At 36.2% G+C, this 17,822-nt stretch carries 13 protein-coding genes; 9 read left to right on the top strand and 4 right to left on the bottom strand.

Going from position 1 to position 17,822, the window contains the following annotated elements:
- Position 1: 1 nt before the first annotated feature.
- The 3 genes from Bccel_RS09135 to Bccel_RS09125 form a co-directional block, all read right to left on the bottom strand.
- Positions 2-691 carry a response regulator transcription factor gene (locus Bccel_RS09135; RefSeq protein WP_036938124.1) on the bottom strand — a complete coding sequence of 230 codons (690 nt, stop codon included), beginning with the start codon at positions 689-691 and terminating at the stop codon, positions 2-4.
- Positions 688-1,866: a HAMP domain-containing sensor histidine kinase gene (locus tag Bccel_RS09130; RefSeq protein WP_242853068.1), complete on the bottom strand. Its 1,179-nt coding sequence runs from the start codon at positions 1,864-1,866 to the stop codon at positions 688-690. Before Bccel_RS09130 ends, Bccel_RS09135 begins: the two co-directional genes overlap by 4 nt.
- 205 nt (positions 1,867-2,071) lie before the next feature.
- A complete protein-coding gene (locus Bccel_RS09125) occupies positions 2,072-2,737 on the bottom strand; it encodes a hypothetical protein (RefSeq protein ID WP_050753310.1) in 666 nt (221 codons plus the stop codon).
- 218 nt (positions 2,738-2,955) lie between these two features.
- Here Bccel_RS09125 and Bccel_RS09120 point away from each other — a divergent pair, with 218 nt between their 5' ends.
- The 9 genes from Bccel_RS09120 (at position 2,956) to Bccel_RS09080 (ending at position 17,332) form a co-directional block, all read left to right on the top strand.
- Positions 2,956-3,639, top strand: coding sequence for an ABC transporter ATP-binding protein (locus Bccel_RS09120; RefSeq protein WP_036938123.1), 684 nt, complete (start codon positions 2,956-2,958; stop codon positions 3,637-3,639).
- A complete protein-coding gene (locus Bccel_RS09115; RefSeq protein ID WP_036938119.1) occupies positions 3,636-6,131 on the top strand; it encodes an ABC transporter permease in 2,496 nt (831 codons plus the stop codon). The genes Bccel_RS09120 and Bccel_RS09115 overlap by 4 nt, the downstream gene beginning before the upstream one ends.
- 89 nt (positions 6,132-6,220) lie before the next feature.
- On the top strand, positions 6,221-6,901 hold the full coding sequence (locus Bccel_RS09110) for a response regulator transcription factor (RefSeq protein WP_036938116.1): 681 nt from the start codon (positions 6,221-6,223) through the stop codon (positions 6,899-6,901).
- Between the two features lie 6 nt (positions 6,902-6,907).
- Positions 6,908-8,155: a sensor histidine kinase gene (locus Bccel_RS09105; protein WP_036938113.1), complete on the top strand. Its 1,248-nt coding sequence runs from the start codon at positions 6,908-6,910 to the stop codon at positions 8,153-8,155.
- Positions 8,156-8,352: 197 nt separating this feature from the next.
- Positions 8,353-10,707: a S9 family peptidase gene (locus Bccel_RS09100; RefSeq protein ID WP_036938111.1), complete on the top strand. Its 2,355-nt coding sequence runs from the start codon at positions 8,353-8,355 to the stop codon at positions 10,705-10,707.
- A 179-nt stretch (positions 10,708-10,886) separates the two neighbouring features.
- Positions 10,887-13,145 (top strand): ATP-dependent helicase, encoded by a 2,259-nt coding sequence (locus Bccel_RS09095; protein ID WP_036938109.1) that lies wholly within the window; start codon positions 10,887-10,889, stop codon positions 13,143-13,145.
- 5 nt (positions 13,146-13,150) lie between these two features.
- A complete protein-coding gene (locus Bccel_RS09090; protein WP_050753309.1) occupies positions 13,151-13,963 on the top strand; it encodes a PD-(D/E)XK nuclease family protein in 813 nt (270 codons plus the stop codon).
- Positions 13,964-13,970: 7 nt separating this feature from the next.
- On the top strand, positions 13,971-16,265 hold the full coding sequence (recJ, locus tag Bccel_RS09085) for a single-stranded-DNA-specific exonuclease RecJ (protein WP_036938107.1): 2,295 nt from the start codon (positions 13,971-13,973) through the stop codon (positions 16,263-16,265).
- 182 nt (positions 16,266-16,447) lie between these two features.
- Positions 16,448-17,332 (top strand): YegS/Rv2252/BmrU family lipid kinase, encoded by an 885-nt coding sequence (locus Bccel_RS09080; protein ID WP_036938105.1) that lies wholly within the window; start codon positions 16,448-16,450, stop codon positions 17,330-17,332.
- A 102-nt stretch (positions 17,333-17,434) separates the two neighbouring features.
- Here Bccel_RS09080 and Bccel_RS09075 read toward each other — a convergent pair whose 3' ends face one another.
- Positions 17,435-17,740: a hypothetical protein gene (locus Bccel_RS09075; RefSeq protein ID WP_036938102.1), complete on the bottom strand. Its 306-nt coding sequence runs from the start codon at positions 17,738-17,740 to the stop codon at positions 17,435-17,437.
- Positions 17,741-17,822: the final 82 nt, after the last annotated feature.

Below are 17,822 nucleotides of genomic sequence, written 5' to 3'. Positions count from 1 at the left end.
TTTATTTGGAATTGAATCTATATCCGGTTCCCCAGAGGGTTTCAATCCATTGTGGATCGGAAGGATTCTTTTCTACCTTTTTTCTGATCTTCTGAATATGAACAGGTACTGTGGCGGTTTCACCGATATAATCCTCTCCCCATATCCTGTCAAATAGCTGCTCCTTTGTAAAGACCATATTTGGATTTGATGCTAAAAAAAGCAGGAGTTCATATTCTTTAGTTGTCATGTTTATTTCTTTTCCATTGACGAAAACTTTATGGGAAGCCGTATTTATCTCCAGCCCCTTACAGCCGATTATTTCATAGGGGGTATGTGAACCTTTAAGTCTCTCATACCTTCTTAAATGACATTTTATCCTTGCCATCAATTCAGCAGGACTGAAAGGTTTTGTAAGGTAATCGTCAGCACCACAGTCCAGACCCCTTATTTTGTCTATATCTTCACTTTTGGCTGATACTACAATGATGGGAATCTCAAATTTCTTTCGTACTTCCCTGATAATTTCCAACCCATCTTTTCCAGGCAGCATCAAATCTACAATTACCACATCAAAGCCACCGGTTAGAGCCCAGTTAAGACCTTCAGTGCCATTAACGGTGATCTGGGCTCTATATCCATTTAGCTGCAGATAATCTCTTTCAAGTTCAGCTATATTAATATCATCTTCAATAATAAGTATTTTTTTCATGTATGGCTCCTTGCACCAAATGTTATTATAAATGTCGTTCCTACTTCTCCGGTACTCCATACATCTATAGTTCCGTTATGTGCTTCAATCAGCTCTTTTGCTATGGCCAGTCCAAGACCTGTACTGACAAGATCCTTTGTTCTCTCATGGTCAATTCGGTAAAAACGGTTAAAGATGAAGGGAAGCTTATCTTCCGGGATACCGGGGCCGTTATCGGTTATACTTATCTTTATAATGCTGTCTATGTGATCCATAACTACATCAAGTGTCAAGTGGTTGGTATCACTGTATTTAACGGCATTTCCTATAATGTTTCCAAAGGCCTGGTTAAGTCTCTTACCATCAACATCTATTTGTATATCTTCCTTAACATTATCTTTGTATTTAAAGTCTACATGTTTTTCTTCAAGATCAAACTTGAATTCTTCCATTAAATCAGCCATAAATCTTTTAATTCGCACCTTTTGAAAATTAAACTCAAGTTTATGAAGATCCAGCTTTGAAAATAAAAAGAGATCATCAATAAGATTGTTCATGTAAGCGGTATTTCTATAAATTACCTGTAAGTATTTCCCCAAGCTTTCAGGAGGTACAGATGATGAGTCCTGAAGAGCTTCAATATAACCCTGAATAGATGTTATGGGGGTTTTAAGGTCGTGGGAGATATTGGCTATTAGCATCTTTCTGTTTTCCTCATATTCGTTTTTTAGCTTTTCTCCTTCATAGAGCTTTTTTGCCATATCGTTAAAGGATTCCACAAGTGTACCTATTTCGTTTTGCACACTGCACTCAACATGAACATTATAGTTACCGTTAGCTATCTCATCAACCCCGCTTTTTAGCTCAACAATGGGATTTAGGATTCTTTTTTCCAGGCGGTGTAGGAATATGAATTGACCTACTTCTTTTATCAACAGAAGAATTACTAAAAACAACCCCACCGATTGCATTCCTATCCACTTAAAAAGCAGGTATATAACAAACAGATTAAGTACAAATATTCCAGGCTTAAAGTAAATCAAAAATCTATGGAGTCGCTGGAACTCGTGAAAATGCTTTTTATAATATTTTCTTATTTCCTTTTCTTTTTCTATTACGCAATCTTTCAATTCTTCATCATTGGTGCATACAATATGCCTTCTTTTACGGCAAAAGAATTTAAAGTACTTGTACATAGCTTCCACCTATATGTTTTGCAATAAGCATTTTACATTTTAATTATCACAACAAATACAATTACAAATTAGTTTTTGTAAAAGATAATTGCTTTTATTGATTATACCATACATGGAAAAAATAGAAATGATATTTTTACTGCAGACATGGGAATGAATGCTGCATATAAATACAGCATTCATAAAGGGGGATTGTTATTAAAAACTACCATATAAAGCTTATGTTAGCATCTATATCTACATTTTGCTCTCCTGATTCATTGCAGCTGCATTCTCCTTTTACACTTAGCTGTATGTTTTCAATGTCATTGCTTTTGCTTATTGTTATAACGAGATTCATATCGGTAAACTCCAGTCCATCTAATTTACTACAGCATTGGTTGTGCTTTTCCATCATTTTCTGAGACAATTTTTCGTGCAGGCATGTTTTCATATCTTGAGGTATGTCATCTTTATTTAATGATATCTGATATCCTTTTTCCGATTCCGAGACTTTAAGATTATGTAATATGCCCAGTATGCTTGCAAGTTTACTGAGCTTCCACTTAATACCGCATTGCTTTGCGAATTCTCCATTTGCACATTTCTCATGGTGTAGTTGGTGAATATGCTTAAAAAACGCCTGATGTTTTTCGCAGCAATCACCAGTAAACTCAGTTTCACTCTGGTGCTTTACTTTTTTGCCATCATGTAAAGCTTCGGTATTTAGTTTTATTTTAGACTGGCCGCTAGATAAGTTTTTATAAAACTCGTTATTCATTTTGAAAATAGCCTCACTGCCTTTATTGACTGCAACCTCAAGCTGCCCTTGAAAAACGTCCTTTTCTTTCATTGTTTTAACAATGTCGTACAATAATTTTACTTTATTCATTGCTGTATGCCTCCTTTTGATTTTATGTGTTCATTATGAAGGCAGTTTTTAAAACCCATATAAAGGAATTTTAAAAGGTTTATAAATAATTTTAAAAATTTTATAAACTTGATGATTTCAAAATTACAAAATTGTAATTTTGTTTTTAATCGCTATGTAATATTGCACATTTAAAATAAAGTTATAAAATCAATATCAATTTAAAGGAGTAGCTGAAAATGGAAATACTAAAAGTTGAAAATCTAACTAAGACATATGGAAAAGGTGATAATGAGGTTGTTGCCATAGAAAATCTTAACTTTACAGTGGAAAAAGGCGAGTTTGTAGCTATAGTGGGTCCAAGCGGTTCGGGAAAGAGTACGCTGCTGCACCTTATTGGCGGAGTGGATAAACCTACCTCAGGAAAGGTATTTATAGAGGGAGTAGACATATACGGGCTTAAGGAAAAGCAGCTTTCAATATTGAGAAGAAGAAAGGTTGGATTTGTTTTTCAGTCATACAACCTTATACCTGTGCTTACAGCTGAAGAGAATATACTAATGCCGCTGCTTTTAGACAACAGGAAGCAGGACAAGAATTATATTGATGAGCTCTTGGAAATTCTAAGTCTAAAGGATAGAAGAAATCACCTGCCGTCCCAGCTTTCAGGAGGACAGCAGCAAAGGGTTTCCATAGGAAGGGCACTATCAAATAAGCCTGCGGTTATTTTAGCAGATGAGCCCACCGGAAACCTTGATTCCAAAAACTCAAAGGAAGTTTTGGAACTCATGAGATACTCAGCACAAAAGTACAACCAGACACTTATATTAATAACCCACGATATGAATATCGCCTCTCAGGCAAACAGGGTAATAAGCATAATAGACGGAAAGATATTTGCAGATGAGGTGGTGAGAAAATGAATAACTATAACGGACTGGCACTAAAATATCTGAAAGAACATAAGGCAAGAACAATCCTGACTCTTATCGGCATAGTTATAGCCATATCCATGTTTACTGTCATAGGAGGAATTTACTTTAGCGGCAAGGAAAGTGAAATTCAAGATATAAAAGATACTATTGGCAATTATGAGATAGCTTTCTATGATTTATCGTGGGATAAGCTTAAACAAATAAGCAATAATTCAGAAATGAAAAATGGCGGAACTTCAAAAGAAGCCGGAAGTATTAAGCTTAATACCAAACTCCTTACTGAATCTTTAAGGACGGTATTTGTTAAGGAATATGATACTAATGCATATAAAAACATATTCACAATTAAAATGGCACAAGGCAGATTGCCGGAGAAAAACAGTGAAGTCATTGTAGATATAAAATATTATAATGTTTTAAAAGAAAAGGGAATTGCTGATACCTTAGAAGGCACAATCAGCATGGACAACAGTAAAAAAGATGTGGTTTATAAAATAGTAGGTGCTTATGAAAGCAAGACCATTAACAATATTGCTTTAAGCTTTATTGATGACAACATTAATACTTCCGATAAGTATATTTATTATGCAAACTTAAAAGAAAAAAATGACAAAATGAAGGTTGCTGAAAATATTGCAAAAACTACCAATACAAAGATTGATCCAAACTCAAGACTATTGTATTATATGGGGCAGGGACCGGATAAAAAGAAAAATGATGATGTTTGGACAATATTCTTTTTCATATTTGCTTTTGTTGTTTTATGTACAGCTGTAGTTATTTATAATGCTTTCAGCATTTCGGTTATGGAGAGGATAAAACATTTTGGAATTTTAAGAAGCATAGGGGCAACCAAGAGTCAGATAAGTAAACTTGTTGTCATTGAAGCATTAATTATGAGCAGCATTGCAGTCCCTTTAGGCATAGCAATCGGTTATCTTGGTGCGTATATTGTATTTGATATTTTCATGTCAGGTTTTTTAGGCTCCTTTCAAATAGGCTTCTATCCAAAAGTGATTATAGTGGCTGCGGCCTTAGGTGTAGCAACAGTTTTTATCTCCATCCTTCTTCCGGCGTTTTCCGCATCAAGGGTTTCTCCAGTTGATGCAATAAAAGGAACCAATGTTATAAAGGGTGAAAAGATAAAACGCAGAAGGGGGATATTGGCAAAGCTGTTCTTTGGTTTTGAGGGTCAGGTAGCCTACAAGAATATTAAAAGAAGCAGAAAGAGATTCTATGTTACATGTATATCACTATCCCTCTCGCTGATTATGTTCATTTTTTTCTCCAATCTTATTGATATTGTTATTGAGTCATATAAAATAGTAAGCGTCAATGTAAAAGTCCAAGGAGTTTATACATCTGATAATTACAGCATGGGTAATGAGATTACCGATAAGCTTGCAAAAGTTAAGGGAATCAAGGATATATACCAGCTAAACTATGTAACAGTGCCTATGGTAGTAGACAAAAAGGCTGTCAATAAAAAGTTTATAGATTCTCTTATTAAAGAAGGGAAAATTCAGGAATACAAGGATTATTATTTTGTAAATATCCAAATTATTAGCTATGATAAGCATGCCCTGGAATTATTCAATAAGGATAGCAAAAAGAGTATTGATTATGATAAATTTAAAAGCGGTGAAGAGGTGATTATAGTCAATAAGGCTATGGGAAAACAAGGAGGGAGCTTGTTTTATGATGCATTTACCCAGTATAAAAAGGGCCAAACACTGAAACTTCCCAAGTTTAGCCGTGATTATATAAATAAAAAGGATAAGGAACCAATTAAAAAGTCAGTAGAAAAGAATGATATGATGGAATTTAAGGTTTCAGAAGTTATTGATTATGAGACGCTTAACGGCTCGCCAATTTCTAATGGATTTGGTATAATAATGTCGGATGAAAGCTTTAAAAGGCTGACTGGTATAATGAAGTACAATACACTTGGTATTATGTTTGATTCAAAGGAAAGCAGGGATGGTGTTTTTGAAAAGTTAAGTATAATAGCTGATGAATATGCTGTGAAATACTATGATATCTATGAAGAGGAAAAGAGAATGAATGATCTTATAACTCAGCTGCTGGTACTGGTGTATGGTTTTATTTCTCTTATAGTACTCATAGCGTGCGTCAATATAATAAATACAGTAACAATAAATCTTCTGGTAAAGAAAAGGGAGTATGCTGTTTTTAAAGCTATAGGTATGACAAGACGGCAGTTTATAAAGCTAGTTTTGCTGGAAGGAACATTGTTTGGAGTGTTTGCAAGCATAATTGGTATTCCGGTTGCTTTTCTCCTAACCAAATTTGGAGTGATTGTACGAAATCCATTGGGATACATAGGATATATAATGCCGGTTTGGCCTTATATAACAGGAACTATAGGTGTTATTGCAATTACGCTTATTGCTGCTCTTATTCCTCTCAGAAAGCTAAATGATATGAATATCGTCGAAGCATTAAGGGTAGAGGATTAACCCTTATGAAAGGAATACCTTAAAATTGGAAAGGGTATTAACAAATAATTAGCTGGTCAATGGTGCCCTAATAAGAAAAGGTGAAATCTATGAACATCATGTTGGTTGAAGATGACAAGGCTTTGGTTTTAGGAATGGAATATGCACTGAAAAAGGAAGGTTATAATGTTATAGCCGCAGGAACAATAAATGAAGCACAGAAGCTTTTAAACAATACTGTAGAACTAGTGCTTTTGGATGTTTCGTTGCCTGATGGAAGCGGGTATGACTTTTGTATGGAACTTAGGACAAAGAGCAGTGTTCCGGTCATTTTTATAACAGCCTTAGACGGTGAGGCAAATATTGTATTCGGGCTTGATATAGGGGCTGATGATTACATCACAAAGCCCGTAAGGATTAGTGAAATGATTTCAAGAATAAAAGCCGTAATGAGGAGACGATCCAACCAACCCAGTATCGAGCTCACAAATACCATAGTTACCGGGAATGTAACAATTGAACCATTAAAATGCAGGGTCTTAATGGATGGAAATGAAGTAAACCTAACAGCAGCGGAATACAAGCTTTTGCTGCTGTTGGTTGAAAATAAGGGCAGAGTGCTCGAAAGGAATCAGATTATTGAAAAGCTGTGGGATATTGACGGAAACTTCATTGATCAAAATACCTTAAATGTATATGTTAAAAGGCTTAGAGAAAAGATTGAGACAGAGAGTAAAAAGCACATAGAGACATTAAGAGGGCTTGGATACATGTGGAAGGATGAGGTGTAAAGGGTATTGAGACTTTTAAAAAATTATGAGGTCCGCAAGTCACTGTTATTGCTGATATTTATCCTTTTGGTTTTTGCAGGAGCAATCCTCTGGTTTCTGAACCACTTTATCAGTTCCATGAATAATGCTCAGATAAGACAAAATATATCGCTTGTAGGAAGCGTTGCCAAAAGATATCCTGGGAGTGAGGAGGATATTGTAAGGATAATAGTTTCCGGTGATAATAAAGATTATGGTTATGGGAAGGAAATATTAAATAAGTACTCATATGACGAATCACAGGCAGCATATAAGAATACTTTGATGAATGAAAGTTACAATAAACTATTATTCAGTGCAATTGTTATCATAATTTTATTATTGGTATTTATCGTTATTATTATGATATATAGTTATAACAAAATATTTAAAAGAATCAGAAGAGTTGCATCCGAAGCAGAAGGGCTTGTAGAGGGAAGATTTGGAGAAATGGAAGGAGAAAATGAGGATGGGGATTTCGGGGTTTTGGTTTACCAGTTCAATACAATGGCACATAGAATGACTGAGACCCTTGAAGCTTTACAAAAAGAGAAGCTTTTTCTAAAAAGGATAATAACCGACATATCCCATCAGTTAAAAACTCCATTAGCATCACTTATAATGTTTAACGAAATACTTTCGGATCACGACAAACTTCCGAAGGATGATACGGTAAGGTTCGTGAAAGAAAGCAAAAACCAGCTTGAAAGGATGGAATGGCTTGTAAAGAACCTTCTTAAGATGGCTAAGCTTGAAGGAAGAATGGTAACCTTTGAAAAGCAGGAGTTTTCCATTGAGAAAACAATTTTACAAAGCATTGAAGGGCTGAAAACGATGGCGGAAGCCAAGGGTTTAAATATTGTGCTGGAAGGGCCCTCTGATATAGTTGTAAGCCATGATATAAATTGGACAGCAGAAGCAATTTCTAATATTTTTAAAAATTCCATAGAGCATGTAAAGCCTGGCGGCAATGTAAAAGTAAGTTGGGAGGAAAACAATGTTTTTGTTGAAATCAGAATTGAGGATGACGGAGAGGGGATAAGTAAAAGCGAGCTTCCCCTGATATTTGATCGGTTTCATAAAGGTCCTAACAGCAACAGTCCCACAAATATCGGTATTGGCCTGTTCATAGCCAAAAACGCAATCGAAGGTCAGGGCGGCAATGTATATGCATATAGTGAGGAGAAAAGAGGCAGCAAATTTGTTATTAGGATTATGAAAAAGGTTTGGGGATAGATAAAAAACATTGGAATTACAGGTAATATCTGTTATAATTATTTGATGAGGCCTGCAAACCTTAAATCAAAATAATGGTTGTATTGCAATATCAATAGTGGTTAAATTAAGTTTATAAGAAAGTGTGGTGTTAAAACACCACACTTATTATATATCAGTTCGGCATTTAAAATAACAGATTAGGAAAGGATGATATTATGATTGGTAACAGGAAATTAGTAAAGATTGCTGCAGCAGTATCACTATCTATTACTATATTAGGCAGTGCCATGTCTATGAATTCATATGCATTGAAAAAGCCATGGTATGAAGACAGCGTAAATCAGTTGGTAAAGTCAGGTGTAATAAGCACAAGCAGGACATCACCCCTTGCCAAAGTAAAAACAGAAGATTTTCTCAAAGCAGCTGTTTTATGGTTTACATACAACCATGGGGAAGATTTTAATAAAGTTGTAAATGATCTTCAGTGGGTAAAAGATGGAGAAATAAAATCTAATGGTGATCAAATTAAAAGAGCTGAGGTAATAAGGATTGTTATTAGGGCAATTGGGCTGGATAACAAGGAAAACAAAAGCCTTAAAGACTATATGTTACAGGGTGTGAAAATTGGTCTTATTAAGGGATATGGAAGAGGACAGCTAGGTGAGAATGATAAAGTTGATTATGCACAACTTGCAACAATCTTTACAAATGCAAGAAATATACAAAATTCAAAGATCAATACTAGAAGTGTAGAAAAAGTACCCATAGAAAACTTTTTCAAAACTCCTTCAGCTTTAGGGTACAGTATGTCTCCCGATGGCAAATATCTTGCGTATTTTGCACCATGGGAAAATAGAAGCAATGTGTATATAATACCTGCTGATGGAGGCGAAGCAAAAAGAATTACAAGCTCAAAAGACAGGGATATAATTGACTATGCATGGAAGGATGACAAAATTATATACATGAAAGACAATAGCGGCGATGAAAATTACCACATCTATTTGGCAGGTATGGATGGCGTTGCTGAGGATAAGGAACTTACACCATATCCGGGGGTTTTAGCCTACTATGTAGATATGCTCAAGGGCAATAAAAATGAAATTCTAATGACAATGAATAAGAAGGACCCTAAGGTATTTGATATATATAAACTTAATATTATAAGCGGCGAGACAACAATGGTTGCACAAAATCCTGGCAATATAACAGGATGGCTCACCGATGGCGATGGTAAGCTTAGGCTGGCTGGATCTGATGATGGTATTCAAGCGAAAATATTATATAGGGAAAAGGAAGAGGATGAATTTAAGCTTCTTCTTGAAACAAAGCCTGGAGAATCCTTTACTCCAATTATGTTCGCAGAGGATAATAAGAGTATTTATGCTACAACGAATATGGGTAGGGATACTGCTGCTATCGTAAAGCTTGAGTTAGCTTCCGGAAAACAAGAGGTTGTTTATGAGAGAAATGATGTTGATGTATCAAATATAATTATCAATCCAAAGACAAGGGAAGTGTTAGGTGCTACCTATAATACAGATAAGGTAAAACATGAGTACTTCAATAAGAAACTCAAAGATATAATAGATAAGGTTTCTGCTAAATTTGACAAAGAGAAGCTGATAGGAATAAATGACTTGTCTGAAGATTTCACCAAATTTATATTCTCGGTTGGTAATGATCGGGATCCTGGTGCGTATTACTTTTATGACTCGGTAGCTGATAAAATTAAAAAGCTGGGAGATGTTTTACCTTCAATCAATCCTGAAAATATGGCAAAAATGCTGCCAATATCATATAAGAGCCGTGATGGACTGACAATTCATGGTTATCTTACACTGCCCGCAAATAGTATTCCGAAGAGGCTTCCGGTCATAGTAAATCCTCATGGAGGTCCTTGGGCAAGAGACAGTTGGGGATACAATCCTGAAGTACAGTTTTTGGCAAACAGAGGTTATGCGGTTTTGCAGGTTAATTTCAGAGGTTCCACAGGCTATGGCAAAAAGTTTGTTGAGGCGGGAAACAAGCAGTGGGGACTGAAAATGCAGGATGACATAACAGATGGTGTTCAATGGCTTATTAAGCAAGGCATTGCTGATTCCGAAAGGATTGGTATATATGGCGCTTCATACGGCGGGTATGCTACATTGGCGGGAATAACCTTTACACCTGATCTGTATGCAGCAGCGGTTGACTATTGCGGGGTTTCCAACATATTTACACTTTTAAAAACCATTCCTCCGTATTGGGAAGGCCAAGTTAAGATGTTTTATGAAAGGGTAGGAGATCCTGAAAAGGATAAGGAGCTTCTCACAAAGGTTTCGCCTGTGTTCCATGCAGATAAAATAAAGACTCCTTTATTTGTTGCACAGGGTGCTAATGATCCAAGGGTAAATAAGGCAGAATCCGATCAGATTGTAGAAGCATTGAAAAAAAGGAATATCAAAGTTGAATATATGGTGAAGGACAACGAGGGGCATGGTTTTGCAAATGAGGAAAACAAATTTGATTTTTACAAATCCATGGAAAGCTTCTTTAGAAAGCATTTGCTAACGGTTGATTGCTAAATATTATAATATTTAAATAGAGCCAGTATAAAGTGATTCTACTGTAAAATAACAAAATTTACTTGGACTTGTGCAGATTTCAACATAAGTACCGTAAATTTGATATTATAGTAGAATCACTTTTTTTCAACCTTGATGCATATCACCTATATGTTATAATATACAAAGGGTGATCAGGCATGGGACTTAGAAAAGGTCAAAAAGAGCTTGTAGAGGATTACAGAGGCGGATATTGTGCAGTGCCGGCAATTCCAGGCGGTGGCAAGACCTACTGCCTGTCTGTTTGGGCTGCCCATATGATTGCCATGGGCATTCCAAAGCCTGGTAAAATACTGATTGTTACATACATGAACAGTGCAGTAAACAATTTTAAGCAGAGAATAAGTGCAGAGCTTCAAAGACTTGGTATCCAGGGGAATAAGGGATATTTTGTTTCTACAATTCATGGGTTGTGCCTTCAAATAATCAAAGAGAAACCTGATCATATAATTGCAAATGAGGAATTTGGAATAGTTGACGAGGTAACCAAGGTTCAAATTATTAACAGTGCGGTTGATGAATGGAGTAGAGGTAATGAAAGAAGACTCGCATTCTTTATTGATGAGCAGAATTTCAGTTCAAACAAATTAAACGATATATATAAGACATGGCATGATAAATTCTGTGGCTTGGTTCTAGGGGCGATAGGTGACTTTAAGTGCCGCGGCATAGGACCACAGGAGGCACTCCAAAAGTGCAGGTCTCTTCCTGCAAATTCCTTTTTGAAATGTGCTTCAGAAGTTTACGGGTTATATGACAGAAAGCTTAAAATTTCCGGCTTTCTCGATTTTGACGACATGCTGTACAGCTCAAAGAAGATACTTTTAGAAGATGCCGGTTTGCTGGAGAAGTATCAGAAAAAGTATACTTTTGTCTGCGAGGATGAAGCCCAGGATTCAAACCTAATACAGAGCGAAATTCTTACTATGCTTGCAAATGGAAACCTTTTAAGGGTTGGGGATAGTAACCAGGCTATTTGCGGCAGCTTCTCAAACAGTGATTTTACCCTGTTTAAAAGCTTTTGTGAGAATCCTTCCACCACGGTTTACAATATTACCCAGTCCAGCAGGAACACAAAAGACATTATAAACCTTGCAAATTATTTTGTAAGATATGTGAGGGAGCAGCACCCGGTATTGGAATGCAGGGATAGCTTGCTGCCCCAGTATATAGAGCCGGTTAGTGATGATGATGAGAGAAGTAACCCTGTAATAAATGAGTACGGAATTAAGACTGGGGTTTTCCCGTCCTGGCCGGATGAAGCAAGGAGAATAGTTAAGAAGGCTGAAGAATTTATAAATTTGTACCCTGACAAGACTATTGCCATTTTGGCACCAAGTGCGTGGAAAATTAAAGAAATTGTAAAAATCCTGGATTCCTGGGATTTACCGTATGAGCAGCTTGACAATTCATCCCCTGAAAAAAACAAGACAGTTAGAATGTTAGGCAGGGTTATTGATTATATTGCTTATCCTGAAGACGGTGAGAAGCTGGCCAACATGATGCTTGAATGTTTTCTTACCGAAAGGTATGATGCGGGCGATAAAACCTTAAAAGATATGGAAGATAATTGTGCTTCTTATGAAGATGAGAAAAAGATTGATCAGAAGAAAATGCTTTTAAGCTTCCTAAAAAGATATCCTACAGAAAATATTCTATATCCTAAAGGCGGCGAAATAAACCATAGGGATGTGCCAAAAGACCTGCTGGATAGTAAGATTTGGTCTGATTTTTTAAGTTACATGGATCTTGTAAGGGAGCTTTTGGAATTTCCTGATACAATAGTTGAAAAGCTTATTCTATATATATCGGAAAAGCTTAAGTTTGGCAGGGAAGAGAGGGCTATTGCACAAAAGGTTGCAGGCGATGTGAGATACCTAATGAACAGGAGCCCGGCATGGCGTATGGGGGATTTGGCACTGGAGCTTCTAAGCCCTAAGAACATGTTTAACTATTTTGCCGGGGTTGTGTGGGAGCTTAAGGGCTATGAGCCAAGACCCGGTGTGATAACTGTAGCTACTTACCATAAATCAAAGGGTCTTGAGTGGGATGTAGTTTTTCTTACAGGGCTTAATTATGCGGATTTTCCGGTCACATTGAAGGACAAGTTTATCGGGGAATACTGGTTTTTAAAGGAGGAGTATAAAAATCCTCAGGCTGTAATAAAAGCCGAGATGCAGAAAAAGATCGAGGGAAGCTTTTCGGGAGACCCTCTTGTGAAAGCCAAAATTGAGACAATATCTGAAAAGGCAAGGCTTCTTTATGTGGGTATAACAAGGGCCAAGCAGTACCTTTTCCTGTCGGGTGAGCATTCAAATCAAGGGAAAAGGAATGAGGTTATTCCATGCCAGTACCTGATGGAGATAAAAAAGTTTATTGATCAAGAAGATGGGAGATGACTTATATGGGATCAACCGCCGATAAAAACAAAAATATCATCCCTGAGGGCTTTCTCTTTACACAGCAATCCCTGTCTACATTTTCCAACTGCCCTTTGAAGTTTAGAAAAAGGTACATAGAAAACCTTAAATGGAACAGCTATCCTGATGAAGATGTGAAGAAAAGGCTTGATATGGGAAATGATTTCCACTTAATTGCCCATAGATACTTTTTAGGTATTAATGATGAATGGATTGAAGACGAAGAACTAAATAGATGGGTGCAAAACTTAAAGAGCAGCTTTCCCATTAACAAGGATAATATATATCTGCCGGAATACAAGATAAGAATGGCAGATACAGTTATAAGGCTTGAGGCTAACTATGACCTAATAATGGTTAAGGATGGAGAAATTGAGATTTGGGATTGGAAAACCCATTCCATAAAGTCTGAACATGCTAAGGCTAAAAAGAGAGCCAGTTTTCTTAATAAACTGCAAACAATTGTATATATGTTTGTTTTAAAAGAGCAGTCTAGGCTTATAAACGGGAGCAATACCCAGTGCCATCAAATCTCAATGAATTACTGGCAGCCTGATCCGCCTGGCATTATCGAAAAAATTGTATACAGCGAGGAAAGGCACAGGCTTTTTAAGGAAGAGATTGAAAGTAGAATACTAAAAATTATGGATTATGATTATATAGAGTTTGATAAGGCAAATTATACTGAACACTGTAAAATATGTGAATTTAACTGGTTTTGCAACAACCAAAAGGTTGACTTCAAGGCATTAGAAGAGGATGAGGACTTCCTTGACAGCTTAAGATGGGAGGATTAGCACAAAAATGAAAGTAAATATAGATATAAAAAATAATGGTGTAAAAATTCCCGAAGAATTAATAAATGCTGCCGATGGAGACGAATTAATAGCAAGGCTCTTTTATAACAGAGGGTATAAAGACCCGCATACTGTAAAGCAAATGCTACATGATCAGCTATATGTTCCAACAGATATATGGGAATTTCAAAATATGAAAGATGCTGTGGATATAATAAGAAATGCAATCGGCAATAAAGAAAAGATAGCAGTTTACGGCGATTATGACGTGGATGGGGTTACCAGTACGGCTCTATTGGTTCAATGCCTGGGATTTTTAACTCCCAATGTTTTATATCATGTACCTGATAGATTTACAGAAGGATATGGAATGAATGAAGGGGTAATCCAGAGACTCCATGAAAAAGGAGTCTCACTTGTCATTACCTGTGACTGCGGCGTATCAAATGTGAATGAAGTAACGTTGGCTAAAGAGCTTGAGATGAAGGTTATTGTTACAGATCATCACAGCATACCCGATGTGCTTCCGCCAGCGGATGTTATATTAAACCCCAAGCTTTTAAAGGAAGGCCATAAGGCCAGAAACCTATCAGGATGTGCTATGGCCTATTTTCTGAGTAAGGCACTGCTAAAAAGCTTTGACATGGAAGAAAAATCACAGTTGTTTATGGATCTTGTGGCGATGTCTCTAATTGCTGATGTTGTCAGTCTCAATGGGGAAAACAGATATCTTTTGAAAAATGGGTTGCCCATATTGTTTAATACAAAGCGTACAGGCTTAAAATCACTTTTTAATATTATACAAAAAAACAGCAAGCTTCAAACTGAGGAGGATGTAGCATTCCAGATTGCACCGAGAATAAATGCCGCAGGAAGGATGGATTCTGCAAGGCTTCCCGTTGAAATGCTTCTATCAAGGCAAGCCAAAATAGCTGATGACATGGCAGGTAGGATTAATTCACTCAATGAAGAGAGGAAAAGAGTTCAGGAGCAAATAATCAAAGAGGCCCAGGAGATTGTTGAGAACTATAAAAAAATGAAAAGCGTGCTGGTTTTGTATAGTGAATTTTGGCATCACGGAATTATTGGAATTGCTGCTGGAAAGATCTGTGAGACTTATAGAAAACCGGCTATTTTGCTCTCCCTTAAAGAAGATGGGCAAACTATTGTGGGGTCGGCAAGGTCAACGGATGATGTAAATATTTATGAGCTTTTGAAGGAGACTTCAGGGAAACTTTTGAAGTATGGCGGACATTCTAAAGCAGCAGGTTTGTCCTTGAAAAAGGAAGATATTAAAGCGTTTACCGATGAGATTGAAGATATGGCTGAACGCCTTATATACACTGACAACAGTATGGAAATTGTTGTAGACAGTGAGCTTTCATTTGAAAATATCGATGAGGATTTTTATGAGAGGCTGAAAAAAGCAGGACCATATGGTGAAGGTTTTGAAGCACCCTTATTCCTTACACGCAGTGTATCAATTTTAAATGACAGGATAACACCAAAAAACCATCATATAATGGTAGTTTCTGATATAAATGACGTAAGATTGGCTGCTGTAAAGTGGTTTGGAGGAAGCGACAGCTTTAAGGGTAAGGTTTGTGATATAGTATATAAAGTAGGGCTTAATTCATATAAAAATAATACGACTCTACAGCTCACTATTGAACACATTGTTGAAACCGATGGAAAAATCAGAAGAGCATTTGAAGGAGTTATAGAAGATTGTAGAAATCTTGATGTAATGGAAGCTGCAAAAGTTCATGAGAATTCAATAGTATTCTATGAGGGAATAAGCCAAAGGTGCCCTGTAGATGGAACAAGGACAAGAATGCAGCTTAAAAAGGCTGATAACCTGGTGTTTCTGTCAGTGCCTGTTAATTCAAATGTGTTCAGGGAAGCTGTATTCATGGTAAACCCCAAGAGAGTTATATTGAATTTCTCTATATTATCAGATTATACCTTTAAGGGATTCCTTACTTTATTATTTGGAGTTTTGAAAGAATCAACATCAACAGGTGAAGGTTGTCTAGAGATGTATGAGCTTTCCATGCTTCTTGGTGTTGAAGAGGAGATAGTAAGGACTGCACTTAAGTATTTGAAAGCTGCCGGCAAAATTGATTATATATATGAACCGGATGATATAATGGTGACAGTTTGGCGAAAAAATGCAGCTCCAAGTTTAGACATATCTGTATGTGAGAAAAAATTGACGAATGCTCTATTGGAGAAAAATGCATACCAGAGCTTTATAAAAAACCTTGAATGCCATATGTTCAAGGAGTATTTAAAGGTTTAGTTTTGTTGCTTGGGAATTTGTTATGTTAATTGGGAAAAAATAAAATTATTAAATTTGTATTCAAAAAAGCAATTAATATGTATAATATACTTAAGGAAAGATGCTAAGGAATGACTAAAATATCATTTCTGATTTTGAGCCATTACTAACCTAATTTAATTTATATTATGGAGAGGAACCCAATGAAAAAAGCACTTTTTATTTACAATCCAATGTCAGGTGACAGGACAATACCAACCAAACTTGATTATATACTTGAAAGGTTCCAGGAAAAGAATATAACCCTTATACCATACAGATTGCACAGTGTTAAAGACAAAACACTGACGAACATATTTCAGGAAGGGGCTTTTGACCAATTAATAATATCTGGTGGAGACGGTACTTTAAACAGCATAGTTAATAAAATGCTTAAAAATAAGGTTAATGTCCCTGTGGGTATTATTCCTTCAGGTACTTGTAACGATTTTGCAAGATGCCTTAATATTCCCCACTATCTGAATGATTGTCTGGATGTCATCCTTTCGGATAATATGGTAGATGTTGATGTGGGTCTTATTAACAATTCCAAATATTTCTTAAGCACATGTGCCGGAGGGCTTTTTGTCAATGTTTCCTTCAGCACCCACAATGAGCTTAAAAAGAACTTTGGACCCTTTGCATATTATCTCAAAGCCTTAAATGAGGTTACAAATATCAAATCCTTTAACCTTAGAATAGAAACAGAAGATGATGTTGTTGAGGAAGAGAGCCTGCTATTCTTGGTATTGAACGGCAAGCATGCAGCAGGTTTTTCAAATATAATAAAAGAAGCGGATTATTCCGATGGGTTAATGGATATAGTCATGATAAAAAGCTGTTCTCACATTGATTTGGCATCACTGTTTTTCAAGGTTTTGAGCAACGATTCGCTAAACGACAAGCATGTTTATAAGCTCACAGCAAAAAGTTGTACCATAACAAGCGACAGCGAGGTGGGTATAAGCGTAGATGGAGAAAAAGCTCAAGGACTTCCGTTAAAGATAGAATTTATAAATAAAGGCCTAAAGGTTTTTGCCAAAGTATAATTATAATAAAATTAATAGAGCATATCCCCCCAATAAAAAAACCGCTGTCAAACGGCTTGATACCTGTCTAAAGCGGTGGTATATGTCAAAAGAATAAGATGTTTATGAAATAATTCTATCTATAAGGGATATTTTATTGTCACGTGCAAATTTCGTAAGTTCTTGTTTGTATTCTTCAAAGTACTTTTCATCTTTATGTTTAGTAAACTCAATGGGTGTGCTAAATGTGTTTGTGAAAATTTGGATTTTCTCCGAACGTACCTTTTTAAAAAGTTTGCTTATGAGCATTTCGTCAAATTCAATTCTGTTAATATCATAGTAATTAAGGTAGAGTGTCTTTTTTTCGTCAAAGTTCGCTATTGTCAAAGTTGTCCAATCTCTGCTACAGGATAAACGACGCTTTTCCAATATACCCTCACCTCCAATATTTACTTGATTATATTATACTATAATTGACGGCCAAAATAAATATAGAAAGTTTTTAAACTAC

Source organism: Pseudobacteroides cellulosolvens ATCC 35603 = DSM 2933 (assembly GCF_001262605.1).
Classification (GTDB): Bacteria; Bacillota; Clostridia; order Acetivibrionales; family DSM-2933; genus Pseudobacteroides; species Pseudobacteroides cellulosolvens.
This window is presented reverse-complemented; position numbering and strand designations above follow the sequence as displayed.

Bases quoted from the DNA above. Each gene is read 5' to 3' on its own strand.
- Bccel_RS09095 (WP_036938109.1), top strand. From the start codon at position 10,887: ATGGGACTTAGAAAAGGTCAAAAAGAGCTTGTAGAGGATTACAGAGGC.
- Bccel_RS09120 (WP_036938123.1), top strand. From the start codon at position 2,956: ATGGAAATACTAAAAGTTGAAAATCTAACTAAGACATATGGAAAAGGT.
- Bccel_RS09110 (WP_036938116.1), top strand. From the start codon at position 6,221: ATGAACATCATGTTGGTTGAAGATGACAAGGCTTTGGTTTTAGGAATG.
- Bccel_RS09115 (WP_036938119.1), top strand. From the start codon at position 3,636: ATGAATAACTATAACGGACTGGCACTAAAATATCTGAAAGAACATAAG.
- Bccel_RS09090 (WP_050753309.1), top strand. From the start codon at position 13,151: ATGGGATCAACCGCCGATAAAAACAAAAATATCATCCCTGAGGGCTTT.
- Bccel_RS09130 (WP_242853068.1), bottom strand. From the start codon at position 1,866: ATGTACAAGTACTTTAAATTCTTTTGCCGTAAAAGAAGGCATATTGTA.
- Bccel_RS09135 (WP_036938124.1), bottom strand. From the start codon at position 691: ATGAAAAAAATACTTATTATTGAAGATGATATTAATATAGCTGAACTT.
- Bccel_RS09100 (WP_036938111.1), top strand. From the start codon at position 8,353: ATGATTGGTAACAGGAAATTAGTAAAGATTGCTGCAGCAGTATCACTA.
- recJ (WP_036938107.1), top strand. From the start codon at position 13,971: ATGAAAGTAAATATAGATATAAAAAATAATGGTGTAAAAATTCCCGAA.
- Bccel_RS09080 (WP_036938105.1), top strand. From the start codon at position 16,448: ATGAAAAAAGCACTTTTTATTTACAATCCAATGTCAGGTGACAGGACA.
- Bccel_RS09125 (WP_050753310.1), bottom strand. From the start codon at position 2,737: ATGAATAAAGTAAAATTATTGTACGACATTGTTAAAACAATGAAAGAA.